At 61.0% G+C, this 20,134-nt stretch carries 22 protein-coding genes; 11 read left to right on the top strand and 11 right to left on the bottom strand.

Annotation, left to right across the window (positions count from 1 at the left end; all coding sequences use genetic code 11):
* Positions 1-5: 5 nt before the first annotated feature.
* Positions 6-1,352, bottom strand: a complete 1,347-nt coding sequence (locus ACZ445_RS21315; protein WP_179030314.1) for a solute carrier family 23 protein — start codon at positions 1,350-1,352, stop codon at positions 6-8.
* Positions 1,353-1,596: 244 nt separating this feature from the next.
* A complete protein-coding gene (locus tag ACZ445_RS21310; protein ID WP_179030406.1) occupies positions 1,597-2,031 on the bottom strand; it encodes a MarR family winged helix-turn-helix transcriptional regulator in 435 nt (144 codons plus the stop codon).
* An 81-nt stretch (positions 2,032-2,112) separates the two neighbouring features.
* On the opposite strand from ACZ445_RS21310, the gene ACZ445_RS21305 reads away from it, so the two are divergent.
* Together ACZ445_RS21305 and ACZ445_RS21300 are read left to right on the top strand one after the other, a co-directional pair.
* Complete coding sequence (locus tag ACZ445_RS21305) at positions 2,113-3,279, top strand: aminotransferase-like domain-containing protein (RefSeq protein WP_464707531.1); 1,167 nt, start codon at positions 2,113-2,115, stop codon at positions 3,277-3,279.
* Positions 3,280-3,289: 10 nt separating this feature from the next.
* Positions 3,290-3,892, top strand: a complete 603-nt coding sequence (locus ACZ445_RS21300; RefSeq protein WP_071492753.1) for a glutathione S-transferase family protein — start codon at positions 3,290-3,292, stop codon at positions 3,890-3,892.
* 40 nt (positions 3,893-3,932) lie between these two features.
* On the opposite strand, the gene ACZ445_RS21295 is transcribed toward ACZ445_RS21300, so the two are convergent.
* Positions 3,933-4,862, bottom strand: a complete 930-nt coding sequence (locus tag ACZ445_RS21295) for a LysR family transcriptional regulator (protein WP_464704261.1) — start codon at positions 4,860-4,862, stop codon at positions 3,933-3,935.
* Between the two features lie 111 nt (positions 4,863-4,973).
* Here ACZ445_RS21295 and ACZ445_RS21290 point away from each other — a divergent pair, with 111 nt between their 5' ends.
* From ACZ445_RS21290 to ACZ445_RS21280, 3 genes are read left to right on the top strand one after another with little or no spacing between them, the layout of a single operon-like run.
* The gene (locus ACZ445_RS21290; protein ID WP_464707530.1) at positions 4,974-6,266 is read left to right on the top strand and encodes a CitMHS family transporter; all 1,293 of its coding nucleotides are present in this window, start codon (positions 4,974-4,976) and stop codon (positions 6,264-6,266) included.
* A 1-nt stretch (position 6,267) separates the two neighbouring features.
* A complete protein-coding gene (locus tag ACZ445_RS21285) occupies positions 6,268-7,593 on the top strand; it encodes an acyclic terpene utilization AtuA family protein (protein WP_058424632.1) in 1,326 nt (441 codons plus the stop codon).
* Positions 7,590-7,898, top strand: a complete 309-nt coding sequence (locus ACZ445_RS21280) for an AtuA-related protein (protein WP_058424631.1) — start codon at positions 7,590-7,592, stop codon at positions 7,896-7,898. The genes ACZ445_RS21285 and ACZ445_RS21280 overlap by 4 nt, the downstream gene beginning before the upstream one ends.
* Before the next feature lie 117 nt (positions 7,899-8,015).
* On the opposite strand, the gene ACZ445_RS21275 is transcribed toward ACZ445_RS21280, so the two are convergent.
* From ACZ445_RS21275 to ACZ445_RS21255, 5 genes are all read right to left on the bottom strand, one after another.
* Complete coding sequence (locus ACZ445_RS21275; protein ID WP_058424630.1) at positions 8,016-8,387, bottom strand: glutathione S-transferase N-terminal domain-containing protein; 372 nt, start codon at positions 8,385-8,387, stop codon at positions 8,016-8,018.
* Between the two features lie 101 nt (positions 8,388-8,488).
* Entirely contained in the window at positions 8,489-9,034 is a 546-nt protein-coding gene (gene folE, locus ACZ445_RS21270; protein WP_003442011.1) for a GTP cyclohydrolase I FolE, read from the bottom strand.
* Positions 9,035-9,112: 78 nt separating this feature from the next.
* Positions 9,113-9,670 carry a Smr/MutS family protein gene (locus ACZ445_RS21265; RefSeq protein WP_058424628.1) on the bottom strand — a complete coding sequence of 186 codons (558 nt, stop codon included), beginning with the start codon at positions 9,668-9,670 and terminating at the stop codon, positions 9,113-9,115.
* A 75-nt stretch (positions 9,671-9,745) separates the two neighbouring features.
* Positions 9,746-10,066, bottom strand: a complete 321-nt coding sequence (locus ACZ445_RS21260) for a hypothetical protein (RefSeq protein WP_058424627.1) — start codon at positions 10,064-10,066, stop codon at positions 9,746-9,748.
* Between the two features lie 142 nt (positions 10,067-10,208).
* Positions 10,209-10,799, bottom strand: a complete 591-nt coding sequence (locus tag ACZ445_RS21255; RefSeq protein ID WP_025855010.1) for a cysteine hydrolase family protein — start codon at positions 10,797-10,799, stop codon at positions 10,209-10,211.
* A 239-nt stretch (positions 10,800-11,038) separates the two neighbouring features.
* On the opposite strand from ACZ445_RS21255, the gene prmB reads away from it, so the two are divergent.
* Positions 11,039-11,947 (top strand): 50S ribosomal protein L3 N(5)-glutamine methyltransferase, encoded by a 909-nt coding sequence (gene prmB, locus ACZ445_RS21250; protein WP_071490767.1) that lies wholly within the window; start codon positions 11,039-11,041, stop codon positions 11,945-11,947.
* Between the two features lie 86 nt (positions 11,948-12,033).
* On the opposite strand, the gene ACZ445_RS21245 is transcribed toward prmB, so the two are convergent.
* On the bottom strand, positions 12,034-12,840 hold the full coding sequence (locus ACZ445_RS21245) for a hypothetical protein (protein ID WP_058424625.1): 807 nt from the start codon (positions 12,838-12,840) through the stop codon (positions 12,034-12,036).
* Between the two features lie 99 nt (positions 12,841-12,939).
* Complete coding sequence (locus tag ACZ445_RS21240; RefSeq protein WP_310863991.1) at positions 12,940-13,902, bottom strand: alpha/beta hydrolase; 963 nt, start codon at positions 13,900-13,902, stop codon at positions 12,940-12,942.
* Between the two features lie 143 nt (positions 13,903-14,045).
* On the opposite strand from ACZ445_RS21240, the gene aroC reads away from it, so the two are divergent.
* From aroC to ACZ445_RS21220, 4 genes are all read left to right on the top strand, one after another.
* Positions 14,046-15,137 (top strand): chorismate synthase, encoded by a 1,092-nt coding sequence (aroC, locus tag ACZ445_RS21235; RefSeq protein ID WP_179040850.1) that lies wholly within the window; start codon positions 14,046-14,048, stop codon positions 15,135-15,137.
* A 49-nt stretch (positions 15,138-15,186) separates the two neighbouring features.
* Complete coding sequence (locus tag ACZ445_RS21230) at positions 15,187-16,350, top strand: MFS transporter (RefSeq protein WP_058424622.1); 1,164 nt, start codon at positions 15,187-15,189, stop codon at positions 16,348-16,350.
* Positions 16,347-16,877 carry an acireductone dioxygenase gene (locus ACZ445_RS21225; protein WP_464707528.1) on the top strand — a complete coding sequence of 177 codons (531 nt, stop codon included), beginning with the start codon at positions 16,347-16,349 and terminating at the stop codon, positions 16,875-16,877. The genes ACZ445_RS21230 and ACZ445_RS21225 overlap by 4 nt, the downstream gene beginning before the upstream one ends.
* Before the next feature lie 209 nt (positions 16,878-17,086).
* On the top strand, positions 17,087-17,356 hold the full coding sequence (locus ACZ445_RS21220) for a response regulator transcription factor (RefSeq protein WP_058424620.1): 270 nt from the start codon (positions 17,087-17,089) through the stop codon (positions 17,354-17,356).
* A gap of 57 nt (positions 17,357-17,413) precedes the next feature.
* Here the strand turns inward: ACZ445_RS21220 and ACZ445_RS21215 are convergent, their stop codons facing one another.
* Complete coding sequence (locus tag ACZ445_RS21215; RefSeq protein ID WP_003172952.1) at positions 17,414-17,692, bottom strand: DUF3509 domain-containing protein; 279 nt, start codon at positions 17,690-17,692, stop codon at positions 17,414-17,416.
* Positions 17,693-18,044: 352 nt separating this feature from the next.
* Here ACZ445_RS21215 and ACZ445_RS21210 point away from each other — a divergent pair, with 352 nt between their 5' ends.
* Positions 18,045-19,871 carry a long-chain-acyl-CoA synthetase gene (locus ACZ445_RS21210; protein ID WP_179028426.1) on the top strand — a complete coding sequence of 609 codons (1,827 nt, stop codon included), beginning with the start codon at positions 18,045-18,047 and terminating at the stop codon, positions 19,869-19,871.
* Positions 19,872-20,134: the final 263 nt, after the last annotated feature.

Here is a 20,134-nt window from a genome sequence, read left to right as displayed (position 1 = left end):
TCCTCTTATAGAAATATGAATTTCGCGATGAAAATCGCGCACAGCACCCACAGGCTGACGGAAATCTCGCGGTACTTGCCCGTACCAGCCTTGAGCGCCACGTAGGTGATAAACCCCAGGGCAATCCCATCGGCGACCGAGAACGTCAGCGGCATCATGATCGCGGTGACAATTGCCGGGATGCTGTCGGTGGCTTCATCCCAATTGATATGAGCCATGCTCGCCATCATCAGCATTGCCACGTAAATCAGCGCGCCCGCCGTGGCATAGGCTGGAATCATCCCGGCCAGCGGTGCGAAAAACATCGCCGCCACAAACAGCACGCCGACAGTGACGGCGGTCAACCCGGTACGGCCACCTGCGGCCACGCCCGCAGCGCTTTCGACATAGCTGGTCACCGGCGGTACACCGACCACGGCACCGAACACGCTGGAGGCACTGTCGGCCTTCAATGCACGGGACAGGTTGTCGATCTTGCCATCGGCATTGACTAGCCCGGCTCGTTGCGCGACGCCCATCAGTGTACCTGCGGTATCGAACATGTGTACAAAAAGAAAGGCAAATACCACGCTGATCATGCTGACATTGAATACACCCGCTACGTCCATCGCCATCCAGGTGGGCGCCAGGCTCGGCGGCGTGGAGATAAAGCCGTTGTAGTGCACCAGCCCCAGGCCCCAGCCGGCCAGTGTCACGGCGATGATGCTGATCAGGATCGCACCAAACACACGGTGGTAGCTGAGGATGGCGATCAGCAGGAAGCACACCGCCGCCAGCAATGGCGCCGGCTCGTGCAGTGAACCGAGCTTGATCAAGGTGGCCGGGCTTTCGACGATGATGCCGGCGGTCTTCAGGCCGATCACCCCGAGGAACAGGCCGACACCCGCGCCCATGGCGTGGCGCAGGCTCACGGGGATGCTGTTGAGCAGCCATTCACGTACCCGCGACAGAGTCAGGAACATGAACAGCACGCCGGAGATAAAGACGGCGCCGAGCGCGGTCTGCCAGGTGTAGCCCATGGTGCCGACCACGGTGTAGGTGAAAAACGCATTCAAACCCATGCCTGGCGCCAGGCCCACCGGCCAGTTGGCGTACAGGCCCATCAACAGGCAACCGAGTGCGGCGGCGATGCAGGTGGCGACGAACGCAGCACCGTGATCGATGCCCGCGTCGGCCATGATGTTGGGGTTGACGAAGATGATGTAGGCCATGGTGATGAAGGTGGTGAGGCCGGCGATCAGCTCGGTCTTCACTGTGGTGCCATGCAAGCGCAGTTTGAACAGGCGTTCCAGCCAGCCGTTCGGTGAGGGGGCAAGGTCCAGCGTCGAGGCTTCGGATTTGCGGCTATCCACAGCGAGTACTCCTCAAGCATTTTATTGTTATGGCCAGCGCCGAAGCGCTGAGAGGTACTGGCGGGTTTGTTGACCAATAGGTCAGGAACTCGCACGAAGCGAATTATGCTTTTGTATACAAATAAAGCAAATAATGTTTTCTATCTGCTGCACGAAAGAGATGAAAGGCAACCACACGATTGTGTGGTGAGCGGGCTTGCCCCGCGTTGGGGCGCGTAGCGGCCCCAGGAGAGTCACCACCGCATCAGGGTTGGTTGGCGAGCGCCTGATTCACCGCCAGCCACCCAACCACCGCGTCTTCGCCCGCGTCACTGAAGGCGCGTTGCAGCAACTTCACCTGCTCGCGGCGCAGTGACTGCTCGAAACGCAGGCCTTCCTCGGTCAACTCCAGCAGGCGTTTGCGCTTGTCCGTCTCGGACGCGACGCTGTTGACCAGGTGCATCTCCTGCAACTGGCGCAGCGGTATGTTCAGCGCCTGCTTGCTCACGCCGAGCAGTTCCAGCAGTTCCTTGACGCTCAACGCCGGGTAGCGCGCGATGAAAAACACGATGCGCTGATGCACCCGGCTCAGCCCGCGGCGTTCGAGCATTTCGTCGGCCTTGGCGGTAAACGCCTGGTAGCCGAAGAAGAACGCTTCCATGGCTTCCTGCTGGGCGGTGGGGTTTTTAAGGTCAAGCATATTGACGTATCCGTGCGAGTCGTCGTAATTTCGGTCAACCAGTTTGACGTATTTCCCACAGTCTTCGCTACCGGTGACCCCATGGCCTTCTCTGAACGTGTTACGCGCCTCAAAAGCTCCCTGATCCGTGAAATCCTCGCGGCAGCCCAGCGTCCGGAAGTGATGTCGTTCGCCGGAGGCCTGCCGGCCGAAGCCATGTTGCCTGCCTTGAACTGGGACGACATGCCGCTGAACATCGGCCAATACGGCATGAGCGAAGGCGAACCGCAGCTGCGCGAACTGCTCGCCGCCGAGGCGCGTGCCCTGGGTGTACCGTGCCAGGCCAGCCAGGTGCTGGTGGTCAGCGGTTCCCAACAAACCCTGGACCTGGCGGCCAAGCTGTACATCGACAAGGGCACCCAGATTCTGTTGGAAGGGCCTACCTACCTGGCCGCGTTGCAGATCTTCCAACTGTTCGGCGCCGACTGCCTCACCGTGCAACTGGAAGCCGACGGCCCGGACCTGGCCGCGTTGCGTGCCAATCTTGAGCGCCATCGCCCGGCCTTCATCTACTTGATCCCAACGTTCCAGAACCCCTCGGCCGTGCGCTACAGCGAGGCCAAGCGCGAAGCCGTCGCCGCCTTGCTCGACGAATTCGGCGTGACCCTGATCGAAGACGAACCCTACCGCGAACTGACCTTCGACGGCGGCAGCGCCAAACCCATCGTCGGGCGCCTGAAAAAAGCCAGCTGGATCTACACCGGCACCGTGTCCAAGACCCTGTTGCCGGGCCTGCGCGTGGGCTACCTGATCGCCAGCCCGGACCTGTTCCCGCACCTGCTCAAGCTCAAGCAATCGGCGGACCTGCACACCAACCGCGTCGGCCAATGGCAGGCCATGCAGTGGATCGGCACGGAGCACTACCAGCAGCACCTGGCGCAACTGCGCAGCTTTTATCGCGAGCGCCGCGATGCTTTCCAGTCGGCGCTGGAGCGTCACTTCGTCGAGTTGGCCGACTGGCAGGTGCCCCAGGGCGGTTTATTCTTCTGGCTGACCTTGAAACAGCCGCTCGACACCCGCACCTTGTTGGCTCAAGCGCTCGACCAGAACGTCGCGTTCATGCCCGGTGAACCGTTCTTTTCCGAGCCCGACCGACACCTGGGTTCGTTGCGGCTCAATTTCAGCCACATCGACCCGGCCCGTTTGGACGAAGGTCTCAAGCGCCTGGCCGCGGTGGTCCGTCAAGCACAGCACGCGCAAGTGGCATAAGGGGAGCCCCATGTACAAGGTTTATGGCGATTACAAGTCGGGCAACTGCTACAAGGTCAAATTGATGCTCAGCCTGCTGGGCATTCCCTACCAATGGATCGATGTGGACATCCTCAAGGGTGACACCCAGACCGCCGAGTTCCTGGCGAAGAACCCCAACGGCAAGATCCCCGTGCTGGAACTGGAAGACGGCACCTGCCTGTGGGAATCCAACGCGATCCTCAACTTCCTTGCCGATGGCAGCGAGTTCCTGCCCAGCGAACCGCGCCTGCGCACCCAGGTGTTGCAGTGGCAGTTCTTCGAGCAGTACAGCCATGAGCCGTACATTGCGGTGGCGCGGTTTATCCAGTTTTACCTGGGCCTGCCCGAGGACCGCCTGGAGGAATACAAGAAACTGCACAAAGGCGGTTACAAGGCGCTCAAGGTCATGGAACGCCAACTGCAACTGACGCCGTACCTGGTCGGCGAGCAGTTCTCCATCGCGGATGTGGCGTTGTATGCTTATACCCATGTGGCGAATGAGGGTGGTTTTGACTTGGACGCTTATCCGGCGGTGCAGGCGTGGTTGAAGAGGGTTGCCAGCCATCCCAAGCATGTAGCCATGCTCGGTTAAACCTGTGGGAGGGGGCTTGCCCTCGATTGTGGTGTATCAGTCAACTGATGTGTGACTGACACTCTGCTATCGGGGGCAAGCCCCCTCCCACATTCAGTTGTTCGTTCAGCAAGTCGAAACAACGCTGTGCAGCAGGGCTCAGGCCCATCCCGCTGCGACTGATCAACCCGATCTCGCGGTTCACCCCGGGATGATCGATGGGGATGCGTTTCAACCCCGCCAGGCTGTCCGCCGCCGATTCCGGCAGCACACTGATCCCCAGCCCCTGGCGCACCAGCGCCAATACCGTCGACATGTAGTTGGCCTCCATGCCCGCGTTCATCGTCAGGCGTGTCTCATCGAACAGTGCATCCACTTGCTCGCGCACGCTGCTGTCGCGGCCGGTGAGGATGATCGGCTGGTCCGCCAGTTGTTCCAGGGTCAGTTTGCGATGGCGGGTCAGCGGATGATCGACCGGTACAAACGCACACAAGCGATCATTCAGCACTGGCACGAATTCCAGGCCATGGCTGAGCCGAGCGCGCACACCTATGCCGAAATCCACCTCACCGGAACGCACCTGGGCATGAATGCGATGGGCGACCAGGTCATGCAGGCGCACTTCGATTCCGGCAAAACGCTCGCGAAACAGGCGCAGCACCGGCGGCAGGCTGCCGGCACAGACTGAGGGCAGGGCGGCGATGGTCACCACGCCTCGGCGCAACGCCGCCAGGTCGCGGGACCCGCTGACGATGTTGTCCAGGTCCAGCAGCAGTTTTTCCATCGGCCCGCGCGCCTCCTGGCCGGCGACGGTGATGCTGACGTGGCGCGGGCTGCGGTCGAGCAGCGCGACACCGAGCCAGTCTTCCAGTTGTTGCACCTGCACCGTCAGTGCAGAAGGCGACAGATGCAGCTCATTGGCCGCCTTGGTGAAACTGCCAGTACGGGCCACTGCAAGAAACGCCTGAATGTGTTGGATACTGTTCTTCATTTTGTTTTTCCGAACACTAGCGGGTGAATATTCCAATTTACAAAGACTAACCTGCTTCCAATACTCCAGGGAAAACAATAACCGGCCAAAAAGGCCGCTCTGGAGTAACCCATGCTCGCTACCCTGGGTTTCATCACCATCCTGTGCCTGCTCGCTGCCGTCATGAGCAAACGCCTCTCGCCGCTGGTGGCCCTGATCGCCTTGCCGATCATTGCCGCACTGCTCGGTGGGTTCGGCCTGCAAACCAGCGCCTTCATCATCACCGGTATCAAGAACGTCGCCCCTGTGGTCGGCATGTTCGTCTTTGCGATTCTGTTTTTCGGGATCATGACCGATGCCGGCATGCTCGACCCCATCATTGATCGCATCCTACGCACGGTAGGGACGCGTCCTACACGCATTGTTGTAGGCACCGCGACCCTGGCGCTGCTGGTGCACCTGGACGGCTCCGGCGCGGTGACCTTCCTGGTGACGGTGCCGGCGATGTTGCCGCTGTATACGCGGCTGGGCATCGACAAACGCATCCTCGCCTGTGTCTGCGCGATGGCGGCGGGGGTCAACTTCCTGCCGTGGACCGGGCCGGTGTTGCGTTCGTCCGCCGCCCTGCATGTGCCGGTGGCAGACCTGTTCCAGCCGCTGATCCCGGTGCAGATCGTCGGCCTGATCTTCGTCTTTGTCTGCGCCTGGTGGCTGGGCCGTCGCGAAGAAAAACGCCTGGGCCTCGGCGTCGGCTCCACGGTGGATGCGGTGCCGCAGCGGGTGCTCAGTGACGACGATATCAAGCTGCGTCGCCCGCGCCTGTTCTGGGTCAACCTGATCCTCACCGTGTTGGTGATGGTGGTGATGATTGCCGGCTGGGTCGACCCGGTGGTGATGTTCATGCTCGGCACCGTAGTGGCGTTGTGCATCAACTACCCGAACGTGGATGCCCAGCGTGCCCGCATCGATGCCCATGCCAAGACCGCCCTGACCATGGCCAGTATCCTCCTGGCCGCCGGGGTGTTCACCGGGATCATGCAAGGCACCGGCATGCTAAAGGCCATCGCCGAAGTGGCGGTGGCGCAGATTCCGGCGGGTCACGGCAAGTTGATCCCGGCGGTGGTGGGCTTCATTTCCATGCCGTTGAGCATGCTGTTCGACCCCGACTCCTACTATTTCGGCGTGATGCCAGTGATCGCCGAAGTCGGCAAGGCCCTGGGCGTCGACCCGCTGCAAGTGGCCCAGGCCTCGTTGCTGGGGGTGCACACCACCGGCTTCCCGGTCAGCCCGCTGACGCCCGCAACCTTCCTGTTGGTGGGCCTGTGCAAGATTGAATTGGCCGATCACCAGCGCTTCACCATTCCGTTTCTGTTTGCCGCGTCGGTGTTGATGACCCTGACTGCTTTGCTCCTGGGAGTGATTTGAGATGAAAACCTTGCGCATCGGTTCTGGTGCCGGCTATTCCGGTGACCGTATCGAACCTGCGGTCGAGTTGGCCGAACACGGCGACCTGGATTACCTGGTGTTCGAGTGCCTGGCTGAACGCACGATTGCCCTGGCGCAACAGGCGCGTATCAGCGATCCGCAGGGCGGTTACGACCCGCTGCTGAGTGAGCGCATGCAGCGCGTGCTGCCCTTTGTGGGCGTGAAACCCGGGCGCCGTCGCTTGCGGGTGGTCACCAATATGGGCGCGGCCAATCCAGTCTCGGCGGCGGCCGAAGTGCGGCGAATTGCTGTTGAGTTGGGCCTGGAGCTCAAGGTACTCGCTGTGGTGGGCGACGATGTGTTGACGATGTTGCAGCCTGATTTTTTGTTGGATAACGGCCAGACCGTAGGCGCCCTGGGGCAGCGGTTGATCTCGGCGAATGCCTACCTGGGCGTCGACGGCATTCTGCAGGCATTGCGCGCCGATGCCGACGTGGTGATCACCGGGCGCGTGGCAGACCCTTCGCTGTTCCTGGCGCCGCAGATGTTTGAGTTCGGCTGGGCGGCGGACGATTGGCAGCGGCTGGGGCGCGGCACCTTGGTGGGGCATTTGCTCGAATGTGCCGGGCAAGTCAGCGGCGGCTACTTTGCCGATCCGGGTTTCAAGGATGTAGATGACCTGGCGCGGCTGGGCTTTCCTTTGGCCGAGATTGATGCCGACGGTGAAGCCGTGATCACCAAGGTCACCGGCTCCGGTGGGCGGGTCAGCCGTGCCACCTGCACCGAGCAACTGATCTACGAAGTGCATGACCCGGCGGCCTATCTGACGCCGGATGTAACAGCCGATTTTTCCCAGGTGGGCTTTGTCGAGGAGGGCGCGGATCGCGTTCGTGCCCAAGGGGCTGGTGGTCGCTCGCGTCCCGAACGGTTGAAGGTGAGTGTTGGCTTTCTGGACGGATGGATCGGTGAAGGGCAGATGTCCTACGGTGGCCCTGGTGCTGTCGCTCGGGCACAGCTGGCGCGGGATGTCGTGCTCAAGCGCCTTGAGTTGATGGGGGTGAAGATGCAGGACGTGCGTGCCGAACTGATCGGCATGGACGCGCTGCACGGCCCGCGCAGCACGGTGGAGCCCTGGGAAGTGCGCCTGCGCGTGGCGGCTCGTTGTGAAGAGCGCAGCGAAGCGGTGCGCGTCGGCAACGAAGTGGAAACCCTTTACACCAACGGCCCGTCCGGTGGCGGCGGCGCGAGCAAGAGCGTGCGGCAGGTGGTGGCGGTGGCGTCGTTGCTGCTGCCGCGTGATGCGGTCAACCCGAGGATCGAAGCATGAAGCTGCACACACTGGCCCATTCCCGCACGGGGGATAAGGGCGACACGTCGAACATTTCGATCATTGCCTATCGTGCGCAAGATTACCCATTGCTCTGTGAGCAGCTGACGGCTGAGCGTGTGGCCGAGTTTTTTGCGGATCTACTGGAGCCAGGCGCCGCACCGGTGCGGCGCTATGAGCTGGCGAATGTGCAGGCACTGAACTTCGTGCTGCCAGGCATCCTGCGCGGCGGCGTCACCCGCTCGCTGGCGCTGGATGCCCATGGCAAGTGCCTGGGCTCAGCATTATTGGATCTCGACCTGTAAATACCGTAAATGTGGGAGGGGGCTTGCCCCCGATAGCAGAGTGTCAGTTACACATAAGTTGACTGATACACCACCATCGGGGGCAAGCCCACTCCCACATTGGTTATCCAGTGTCTGTCAGACCGCAGCGAAACGTTTGTCGAGGTAGTCGATGATCACCTTGGAGTCATACATCCAGGTGGTCTGGCCATTCTCTTCAATACGCAGGCACGGCACCTTGATCTTGCCGCCTTGCTCCAGCAGGGTCTGGCGGTCCTGCGCGTTGTTCTTCGCGTCCTTCAACGCCACCGGCACATTCAAGCGGTGCAGGGTGCGGCGGGTCTTCACGCAGAACGGGCAAGCGTGGAACTGATACAGGGTCAGTTCCTTGGCCGCTGCATTCACCTGTGCCTGCTGTTCGGCGGGTCGCTGTTTTTTGCGGGGACGGGTCAGGAAGTCGCCCGCGATGATGATCTGGCCGAGGCCGACTCGAAGTGCTTTGACCAACATGGTGTAAACCTCTTGCCCATAACTGAGGGGCGGCAGCTTACCTGAATTCTGCGGGCGAAAAAAAACCGGCGATGAACGCCGGTCTTTTCCTACGCAGCCCGTTATTTGATCAGGCTGAGGAATTCGCTGCGGGTCGCCGCGTTTTCGCGGAACTCACCCAGCATCACCGAAGTGATCATCGACGAATTCTGTTTCTCCACACCGCGCATCATCATGCACATGTGCTTGGCTTCAATCACCACGGCCACGCCCAGGGCACCGGTGACTTGCATCACCGCGTCAGCGATCTGGCGGCTGAGGTTTTCCTGGATCTGCAGGCGGCGCGCATACATGTCGACAATCCGCGCGACCTTCGACAGGCCCAGCACTTTGCCGCTCGGGATGTAGGCAACGTGCGCCTTGCCGATAAACGGCAGCAGGTGGTGTTCGCACAGCGAGTACAACTCGATGTCCTTGACCAGCACCATTTCGCTGTTGTCGGAGCTGAACAAGGCACCGTTGGTGACTTCTTCCAGTGTCTGCTCATAGCCGCGGCAGAGGTACTGCATCGCCTTGGCGGCACGCTTTGGCGTGTCGAGCAGGCCCTCGCGGGAAACGTCCTCGCCGAGTTGGCCGAGGATCGCGGTGTAATTCTGTTCCAGGGACATGAAACTACCTGTGGGATTTTCGCAAAGCGCAAGGTTACGGTGGCGGGCACATCGCTGCAAGCCTGACGATGGCACTTGTTACTCGTCGCGCCCTTCCATCATGGTCCGCTTGAGCATCACATACACCGCCCCCGCGCCGCCGTGACGAGCCTGGCACGAGGTAAAGCCGAGTACCTGGGCGTGCTGGCGCAGCCAGGTGTTGACATGGCTCTTGATCATCGGCCGCTTGCCGTCCAGCCGCACGGCCTTGCCGTGGGTGACGCGCACGCAGCGGATTTCGAACTTGGTGGCTTCGGCGAGGAAGGCCCACAGGGTCTCTCGGGCTTTTTCCACGGTCATGCCGTGCAGGTCGAGGCTGCCTTCGAACGGGATCTGGCCGATCTTGAGCTTGCGCATCTGGCTTTCCTGCACACCGTCGCGGGCCCACATCAGCTCGTCCTCGGGGCCGACGTCGATCACGAACTGGTCCGACAGGCCATCCACGGTGGTGGCATCGGTGCGCACGGTCGCGGCCTGGCGCAGCTTGGCGATCTGTGCGCGGTCGGCCTTGGGTTTGCCAGTGTCGGCGCGGTCGTGCTTGATCGGCTTGACGCCGCGCAGCTCGTTTTTGAACAGGGAAAAATCGTCGTCTTGCATGTCAGCCTCCGCGAAGGGCGGGCAGTTTACCTAAATCGCGGCGGCCGGGGCGCAGGAAACGCTATCCAAGCGCCATCAGTCGTGTTTTTTCATCAGGTGCGAAGCGATATTAAGCGACAACGGCTGGCGCATTTTCCGACGGCTGCGCCGCCACAACCATACGCCCAGCCACAGTACCAGCAGCCCGATCCCCAACAGGATAGCCGAGCCGCCAGGGCTGGCATTCAGCTCGCCAAGGGCCGGCGAGTGACCAGACAGACCGGCGCCACCAGCGCCGGCCAACAGTAGACCTACGATCGCCAGCAGCGCGGCGATGCCGGCCACCAGGCGCAGACGCCAGTTGCTCGGGCCCTTGGGGCGCAAGCGACGAGCATCAAAACCATCGGATATCTTCATTCCGACCTTTCCTCCAGGGTATCGGCCCTTCGACCGGACAATACACAGGTTGTTCCGGGACGAGGGGTAAATGCGCCAAATGAAAAGGCTTTGCGGATGAGCGGGGCAATAAACATTGCCGCACCGCTCATCAGACGGTCGATCAGATCAGATCTTTGGTCAACGCCAGGGTGGCGAAGTTGTCGGCCATGATGGCCATTTCGGTCTGCTGTACGTGCTCGGCGCTGAGGATGCCGCCTTTGTAAGGCAGGTCGCGGGTGGCGCAGGCGTCTTCCACCAGGGTGCAGCGAAAGCCCAGGTTCTTGGCGGCACGCACGGTGGTGCTGACGCTGGAGTGGCTCATGAAACCACAGACGATCAGGTCCAGGGAACCGAGGTCCTGCAGGTGTTTTTCCAGGCCGGTGCCGTGAAATGCGCTGGGCAACAGTTTGCCGATGATGGTTTCGTCGCCCTCAGGCTCGAGTCCCGGGATGAACTCACCCCGTTCGCCTTGAGGGTCGAACAAGCCGCCAACGGTGCCCAGGTGACGCACATGCACGATCGGGCGCCCGGCGTTGCGCGCTGCGGCGACCAGTTGCTTGATGTTACCAACGGCCGCGTCCATGCCTGAGAGGGCGAGCGGGCCGCTGAGGTATTCCTTCTGGGCGTCGATGATCACGAGGGTCGCATGGCTGAGGTTCGCTGCTGCGTAACCACGACCGCTGAGTTGAAACATCGTCTTTGGAACGGACATTCTGGGGCTCCTGTGAGGGGGGCTTTTGCGACATTGTCCACTGGCTGAGCGGTTCTGTGAATCGCTACCATCGTAAGGTACGCCGTTGTTGACGTGCAGCCATGTCAAGAGGTGGGCCTGTTTAACACAATGATGGCAATTTGGATGAAATCCGACGGGTGGGCGCGGGTTTTCGTACATCGTCGGTACAGGTGAAGGCTGTTAGAATCGTCAGTCGTTTTTTCCAGGAGCTTGTCCCCGTGATCACATCCCGCCTGCGCACTTTGCGCGACCATATTCGTTGGGCTGTCAGCCGTTTCCATGGGGAAGACCTGTTTTTCGGGCATGGCACCGACAATGCCTGGGACGAAGCCCGCCAATTAGTGCTCGGCGCCTTGAACCTGCCATGGGAAATTGCCGACAGTTATCTGGACTGCAATCTGGAGGAAGAGGAAGTCTCCCATGTGCAACGTTTGCTGCATCGGCGCATCCATGAGCGCGTACCCACCGCGTACCTATTGAATGAGGCGTGGTTCTGCGGCATGTCGTTCATCGTCGACGAGCGCGTGCTGATCCCGCGTTCGCCGATTGGCGAGCTGATCGAAAACCGCTTCGAACCCTGGCTGGCCCAGCCGCCCGCCCGCATCCTCGACCTGTGCACCGGCTCCGGCTGCATCGGTATTGCCTGCGCCTACGAGTTTCAGGACGCCGAAGTGGTGCTGGGCGACCTGTCCTTCGAAGCCTTGGAAGTGGCCAACCAGAATATCGAGCGCCATGGCGTCGATGAGCGCGTCTACACCGTGCAGGGTGACGGTTTCGACGGCCTTCCGGGCCAGCGTTTTGACCTGATCGTGTCGAACCCGCCGTATGTGGATGCCGAAGATTTCGCCGACATGCCGGATGAGTACCAACACGAACCGGAGCTGGGCCTGGCCTGTGGTGACGATGGCTTGAACCTGGTGCGGCGCATGCTGGCCGAAGCGGCGGACCACCTGACCGAGAAGGGCTTGCTGATCGTGGAGGTGGGCAACAGCCAGGTGCACGTCGAGGCGCTGTACCCGGAAGTGGACTTCGCCTGGCTGGACTTCCAGCGCGGTGGGCATGGGGTGTTCATGTTGACGGCTGAGCAATGCCGTCAACATCAGGCCGTCTTCGCCGCCCGCGTTTAACCCATCTTACTGAACGAATAGGGCCAATGTGGGAGGGGGCAAGCCTCCTCCCACATTCAGACCTTATTTCAAGGCATAGACTGATTTCAGCGGTGGGTAGCAATCCAGATCAACAACCCCGCCTGAAACACCGTAAACGCCACCAGGCAGGTGATGGTAAAGCGCAACCCGCTGTCCTCACGCTTGAACTTGGTGACCTTTTCCTCTTCCTTGCGCAGCTTCACTTCCTGCTCGGCCAGGTTCTGCTCGGCCTGTTGCAGCATCTGCGCGGCTTCGAGAATTTCCACGAACTGCACCTTCTCGGTGTTCCAACTGTCCAGCACATCACCGACCTTGCCCGGCTGCACGTTACCTTTGAGGTGTTGCACATCGGCGTAGGCCACATCAAAGCCCTGGATGCGCAGGAAGTGATCGCGGCGCAGGCGGGTGGCCTCGTTCAACGCATCTTTGTTGGCCAGGTCGACGCCGTCGACGCGGTAGTGTGACCACTTCTTCTTCGCCCATGCGGCGCCCTGGGCCACCAGAAAACGGCCGATACCCCGGTTGGCCGGTTCGATTTCCAGGCTGTTGCCCGGGCCGAAGTGCACACGGTGCTTGTCGTGGTCGACCCAGATATCCAAGTGGTTCTGCTCACGGCGCACGCGCTGCCCCGGCAGTTGGATGACCATGCGCAGCAGGCTGTGGTGTTTGTCATTGCGCTCGGCGTAGCCGAACTGCACGAACCGCAACGGTCGCACGCCGGTGGCGCGGTCGGTGGCCAGGGGCGCCAGGCGCAGCATCTTGAAATGCTCGGCCTGGACATCCGCCCACGGCAAGGGCGCCGCGTCGACGGCCTCGGTTTTTTCTGCCGGGGTGTCGGCGGTGGATTCCGGTGTTGCTTCAGTGGTTGTCATGCGGCGCGATCCTGTCCAAGCCCAGCAAGCCGACAGTCTTTTTGCTGTCGACCCAGGGCTTATCGGCCGTTTTTCCCAGGACTGGAGGCAAATTGTCGCTTAACGGGGTTGAAGTCCGTCGATAAAGCGCACGACGCGGCTGCCCAGCTCGGCGGCAAGGGGCAGTTGCGGATCGTTGTAGGAGGCCAATTGCTGCTTCACGTCGTTGGGCACGATGCGCATCACGTGGTTCATGCCTTCGATCACCGCCAGCTGTGCGTCGGGCTTGGCCTTTTTCAATTGCTGGGCGTCGCCCACACCCACCTGGATATCGTTTGTGCCCTGGATGATCAGCGCGGGCATGCGCAACTGGGCGAACGCGGCCGAAGGGTCGGCACGGAACAGGCTGATCAGATAAGGCTGTACGCTGGGGCGGAAAATCCCTTCCAGCGGGCCGGGTACATCGGCGTCCACCTGGCCGGCCTTGAGGTGATCGAGGATCTCGTTGCTGCGCAGCAACAGGGCAGGGGGCAGGTGATCGGCCAATTGCTGGCGGATCACCTGGTCCACCGGGCGCGCACTGCCGGACAACGAAATGACGCCGGCCGGGTCCAGTTGCGGCGCGGCGAGGGCCGCCACCAACGCCCCTTCGCTATGGCCCAGCACAATCAGCGGGCCAAAGCGTTGGTCGGTCTTGAGCAACTTGCCCCAGGCCACGGCATCGGCCACGTAGGCATCCAGGGTCAGGTTGCGTTCATCCGGCGTGGCCGCCAGGCTGGCCGCGACGCCGCGCTTGTCGTAGCGCACGCTGGCGATGTTGTGCCGCGCCAGCACCCAGGCGAGGCGCTTGAGGCTGTCGTTGCGCGCGCCGTCGGCACTGTTGCCGTTGCGGTCGGTGGGGCCGGAGCCAGGGATGATCAGTACAACCGGGACTGGCCTGTCGGATTTGGGCAACAAGAGTGAGCCAAACAGCTCGCCACTGCCGGTGTCCAGGCTGATGGGCCTTTGCAGCACGACAGGGGAGGCGGCGAAGCCAACACTGGAAAACAGGGTGAGGGTCAAAAGCAGAACTCGCAGCATCATCGCGCCATCATGAGGAAGGTGCCGGTTGGACCAAGGTCTACCGGTAAGGTTTCGAGGATGAACTACTCGGTTAGCCTGCGTATACTGGCCGCCTTAAGTTATTACGGTTGACTTGATTCAACTGATTTCACGGAGCGCCCTGCATGTCCGGCAATACCTTCGGCAAGCTGTTCACTGTCACCACCGCGGGCGAAAGCCATGGCCCGGCGTTGGTCGCCATTGTCGACGGCTGCCCGCCCGGCCTCGAGCTGTCCCTGGAAGACCTGCAGCGTGACCTCGACCGCCGCAAGCCCGGCACCAGCCGCCACACCACCCAGCGCCAGGAGCCCGACGAAGTCGAGATCCTCTCCGGCGTGTTCGAAGGCCGCACCACCGGCTGCTCCATCGGCCTGCTGATCCGCAACACCGACCAGAAGTCCAAGGACTACTCGGCGATCAAGGACCTGTTCCGCCCGGCCCACGCCGACTACACCTACCACCACAAATACGGCGAGCGCGACTACCGTGGCGGCGGCCGTAGTTCGGCTCGCGAAACCGCCATGCGTGTGGCCGCCGGTGCCATCGCCAAGAAATACCTGGCCACCCAGGGCATCGTGATCCGTGGCTACATGAGCCAACTGGGCCCGATTGAAATCCCGTTCAAGACCTGGGACAGCGTTGAAGACAATGCCTTCTTCAGCCCGGACCCGGACAAAGTGCCGGAACTGGAAGCCTATATGGACCAGTTGCGCCGCGACCAGGACTCTGTCGGCGCCAGGATCACCGTGGTGGCCGAAGGCGTGAAGCCGGGCCTGGGCGAACCGATCTTCGACCGCCTCGATGCGGAACTGGCCCATGCGCTGATGAGCATCAACGCGGTCAAGGGCGTTGAAATCGGCGCCGGTTTCGCCTGTGTGTCCCAGCGTGGCACCGAGCACCGCGACGAACTGACCCCGCAAGGTTTCCTCAGCAACAACGCGGGCGGCATCCTCGGCGGTATTTCCTCGGGCCAGCCGATTGTGGCGCACCTGGCGCTCAAGGCCACGTCGAGCATCACCACGCCGGGCCGTTCCATCGATGTGCACGGCAACCCGGTGGATGTGATCACCAAAGGCCGCCACGACCCGTGCGTCGGCATCCGCGCCACGCCGATCGCCGAAGCGATGATGGCCATCGTGTTGATGGACCACCTGTTGCGCAATCGCGGGCAAAACGCCGATGTGCGCGTGAGTACGCCGGTGCTGGGCCAGCTGTGACCTGTGGTCAGCGAGCTTGCTCGCGCTGGGCTGCGCAGCAGTCCCTGACATGACTCCCTCCCTCCCATACTGGCGCCTCTCCAGCTTCTACCTGTTCTACTTCGCCCTCCTGGGGGCGACCGCGCCGTTCCTGGCGCTGTACTTCGATCACCTGGGATTCTCCAGCGCGCGCATCGGCGAGCTGGTGGCCATCCCCATGCTGATGCGCTGCGTGGCGCCCAACCTGTGGGGCTGGCTGGGCGACTACACCGGCCGGCGCCTGGCCATCGTGCGATTTGGCGCGGTGTGCACCCTGGCGAGTTTTTCGCTGATCTTCGTCAGCCACACCTACGCCTGGCTGGCCCTGGTGATGGCGCTGCATGCGTTCTTCTGGCACGCGGTACTGCCGCAGTTCGAAGTCATCACCCTCGCGCACTTGCAAAAGCAGACGTCACGCTACAGCCAGATTCGCCTGTGGGGCTCCATCGGATTCATCCTCACCGTGGTGATCATGGGGCGCCTGTTCGACTGGTTGAGCCTGGATATCTACCCGGTGGTGGTCGTGGTGATCATGGCGGGGATTATCGGCGCCAGCCTGTGGGTGCCGAATGCGCAGCCCACGACCCAGGGTAATCGTCTGGCGGGCGACGGCTTCCTCAAGCAATTGCGCAGCCCCGGCGTGCTGGCGTTTTATGCCTGCGTGGCATTGATGCAACTGAGCCACGGTCCGTACTACACCTTCCTCACACTGCATCTGGAACACCTGGGTTACAGCCGGGGTGTGATCGGCATGCTGTGGGCCCTGGGGGTCGTGGCGGAAGTGTTGATGTTCCTGGGCATGAGCCGCATCCTCACGCGCTTTTCGGTGCGTCGGGTACTGCTGGCGAGTTTCCTGTTGGCGGCGCTGCGCTGGTTGCTGCTAGGGTCGTTTGCCGAGTATTTCTGGGTGCTGTTGCTGGCGCAGGTGATGCACGCCGCCACGTTCGGCAGCTTTCATGCGGCCTCGATTGCCTTTGTACAACGCAGTTTTGGTGACCGCCAACAAGGCCAGGGCCAGGCGCTTTACGCCGCCCTGGCCGGCACCGGCGGTGCGCTGGGTGCGCTGTATGCCGGCTACAGCTGGAACCTGTTGGGGCCGACCCTGACCTTCAGCATCGCGAGCGTCGCGGCCCTGGCCGCCGCCCTTATCATCGGTCTTCGATTGCACGAGCAGAACCAAGGAACCCTTCAATGAGCTATGTCGCCGTCTACTCCGTTGCTTCACCGGACACCCCGAACAAGGTCCTCACCCACTACGAGGATATTGTTGCGACCCTGGCCGAGCACGGCGTGCGTTTCGAGCGTTGGCAACCCGTCCCTATCGAGAAGGGGGCCACAGATGCGCAATTGATTGCGGCGTACAAGGCGCAGATTCAGGCCTCGGGCTACGCAGATGCGTGGGTGCTCAAGGTGACGGAGGATCATCTCCAGAAGGCCGAGGTGCGTGCGGGTTTTCTTGCCGAGCGCCGCTACAGCGAAGATGCCGTGCGGTTCATCATCGCCGGCCAGGGCCTGTTTTCCCTGCACATAGGCGCTTACGTATACGCTGTGCGTTGTGAGAAAAACGACCTGCTGGTGATCCCGGCCGGTATGCCGCACTGGATTGACATGGGGGAGAACCCGCACTTTGTCACGCTGCGCCTGTGCAGTAAGGCTGAAGAATGTATACCGGAGTTCACCGAGGACGATATTGCCCGTCGTTTTCCCGGCCTCGACGACTAATCCCCACCTATCAAAAACTACAACCCCTGAAGGTTGGAAGTTGCTGTGGGAAGAAACTTAAACTTCTGTAAGGCTCGGATGTTTATGCGCTGGCCTGCGCCTTAATACCATTCGTTATGTAACCCTCTGCGGCATCAATGTTTATGTCACCTGTCAATAGGAGGAATCCGAAGGTGGTGCGGCATGAGCCAGAAAAAGGAGAGGATCTAATGAGCGGCCCCAAGGAATCGTATCTACCGCCGTATTCGGTGCCTAATGCAATCAGGCGACGTTTGAACCTGGCGGGCAAGGCCCTGACGCCGGCGGAGTTGGAAATCCTGCGCTGGGCTTCGGAAGGCAAGACTGTCTGGGAGATCAGCCAGATACGCGCCACCTCCGAAGCAACCGTGAAGTTCCACCTGCGCAATATCTATTGCAAGCTGGAAGTGACGAATCGGGTACAGGCCGTCAACGAAGCCAGCCGCCAAGGGCTGTGTTGAAGCCAAAAAAAGGGCCGCGACGCTAGAGGCGTCGCGGCCCTTTTGAGTATCTGGAGCTTAAGCCGAGTGGTAGGTCGGCAGGGCAAAGCGGTTCTGACTTTGCAGCATCGAAATCTGCGGCAGCTCGCTGGCCTGTTCTGCCAGGTCGCGGCGAATGGCGCTGATAACCCATGTCAGCTGGTCGGCAGTGTGCAATTGCTGGTATGAGATCGAACGCTTGACCTGTTTACCCTCGCTGTTGCGCAGGGTCAGCAGGATGCCGCCGTCTGGACGAGGCTGGGTGGTGACATCGTAGTTGGAGAATACTGAAGCGAATTTATCTTGGATCAGGCTCATGTCTATCAGCTCCGTTGGCTCAAGTTGGCAAGCATGGAGAGATAGGTGCAGTGATTGTGCCAGCTAGTGATTTAAATAAATATCGTTATAAATCAATAACTTATAAAAATTATAAATTTTCGGATTCGTGCAATTTGCATGAATGGCCATCATGCATCCTGCATTTTGCGTTGCTTGGCAGGGTCGAGCAGGGAGGCCATTACTCATAAAGACTCCCTCTGCCTGGCTAAATTCCTTTTTTCAGCGCTCGCTTATCGGGATACAAAACTTTTCAAATCCTGCGTGTACAGCCGAAGAGGGCCTGACGTACTTTTCTGCAAGGTTTACGCACAATAAGAAAAAGGACGTTCCCATGAGCCACGCGCAAAACGACATGATCACCTGGGGCATGATGCTGCGGAAGGTGCCGGCCATTGTTCGCGCTTTGCCACGCGTGGTGCGCGGCATGCGGGCCGCCAATGTCACCGACCCCGCTCAACCCTGTGGCCTGGGCTGGCATTTTGAACAAGCCACCCTGCGTAACCCGCATGGCACGGCCTTGTTGTACGGCGACCGCGTACTCAACTACACCTCAGCCAACCAGCAGGCCAACCGCATAGCCCATCATCTGCAAGCCCAGGGCATCGGTAAGGGCGACGTGGTGGCGATCTTTATCGAAAACCGTCCCGAGTTGCTGCTGAGCGTGCTGGCCGTGGCCAAGCTGGGCGGCATCTGCGCGATGCTCAATACTGCGCAAACCCAGGCGGCGCTGCTGCACAGTCTCAACCTGGTGAACCCGGTGGCGATTGTGGCCGGTGCGGAACTGGTGGCTTCTTATGACGCGGTACGTGAGCAGGTGAGCATTCCTGTTGAACGGACCTGGTTTGTCGCGGACCAGCAGGCCAATGCGGTGCCCGACGGTTACTGTGACCTGATGGCGGCCATCGCCGGATGCCCGGTGGACAACCCGCCGAGTACCGCGCAGATTTTCTTCAACGACCCCTGCTTCTATATCTATACCTCCGGCACCACCGGGCTGCCCAAGGCCGGCATCATGAAGCACGGTCGCTGGACCAAGACCGCTGTCAGCTTCGGCAGCATTGCGCTGGACATGGGGCCGGAGGATGTTCTTTATTGCACCCTGCCGCTGTATCACGCCACCGGCCTCTGCGTGTGCTGGGGCTCGGCGATTGTCGGCGCGTCCGGGTTCGCTATCCGGCGCAAGTTCAGCGCCAGCCAGTTCTGGGAGGATGCGCGCAAATTCAAGGCGACCACCCTCGGTTATGTCGGTGAACTATGCCGCTATCTGCTCGATCAGCCAGTCACCGGAAACGACCGTGACCACCGCGTGACCAAGATGGTTGGCAATGGCCTGCGTCCTGGCGTGTGGGCACAGTTCAAGGCGCGCTACGGCGTGGAGCATGTCTGTGAACTGTATGCCGCCAGCGACGGTAATATCGGTTTCACCAACATATTGAATTTCGACAACACCGTCGGCTTTTGCCTGCAACACTGGGCGTTGGTGGACTACGCCCACGACAGCGGTGAGCCGATCCGTGACAGCGATGGTTTCATGCGCAAAGTGAAGACCGGCGGGCAGGGCTTGTTGCTGGCCAGGATCGATGAGAAGTCGCCCTATGACGGTTACACCGACCCGGAAAAAAACCGCAAGGTGATCCTCACGGATGTGTTCGAGAAGGGCGACCGCTACTTCAATACCGGCGACCTGGTGCGCAGCATCGGCTTCGGCCATGCACAGTTTGTCGACCGCCTGGGCGATACCTATCGCTGGAAGGGTGAAAACGTCTCCACCACGGAAGTGGAAAACATCCTGCTGCAACACCCGCAGATCGCTGAAGTCGTGGCCTATGGCGTGGAAATCGAAAACACCAATGGCCGCGCTGGCATGGTCGCCATCACCCCGAGCGAATCGCTGGCTGCCCTGGACATGCGCGAGTTGCTGCAGTTCGCTCATGGTCAGTTGCCGCACTACGCCGTGCCGTTGTTCCTGCGGATCAAGGTGAAGATGGAAACCACCGGCACCTTCAAATACCAGAAGGTGCGGCTCAAGGAGGAAGCCTTCGACCCGGACAAGGCCGGCAATGACCCGGTCTACGCCTGGCTGCCGGGGTCGGACAGTTATGTGCCGGTCACCGAGCAATTGCTGGCGCAGATCCAGGCTGGGCATTTCCGTTATTAAAGGTAGTCCTTTCAAGGCCTTGGATCGAACTGGCGATAAGTCCCCTGTGGCGAGCGGGCTTGCTCCGCGTTGGGCTGCGAAGCAGCCCCAAAACCAGCGCCCGAAGAGTGCCTGACTCACCGCATTCCTCCTTCCAGGGTCGCTGCGCAACCCAACGCGGGGCAAGCCCGCTCGCCACAGTTGCAGTGTTCAACCTTAATGGAAGGGTATCAGCCACCTTGAAAGGGCTGGTTATTAAAGCAGCGCTATTGATTCTGCCTATG

The organism is Pseudomonas allii (genome assembly GCF_055380095.1).
The sequence above is the reverse complement of the archived record's forward strand: the minus strand, read 5'-3'. Positions and strand labels throughout refer to the sequence as shown.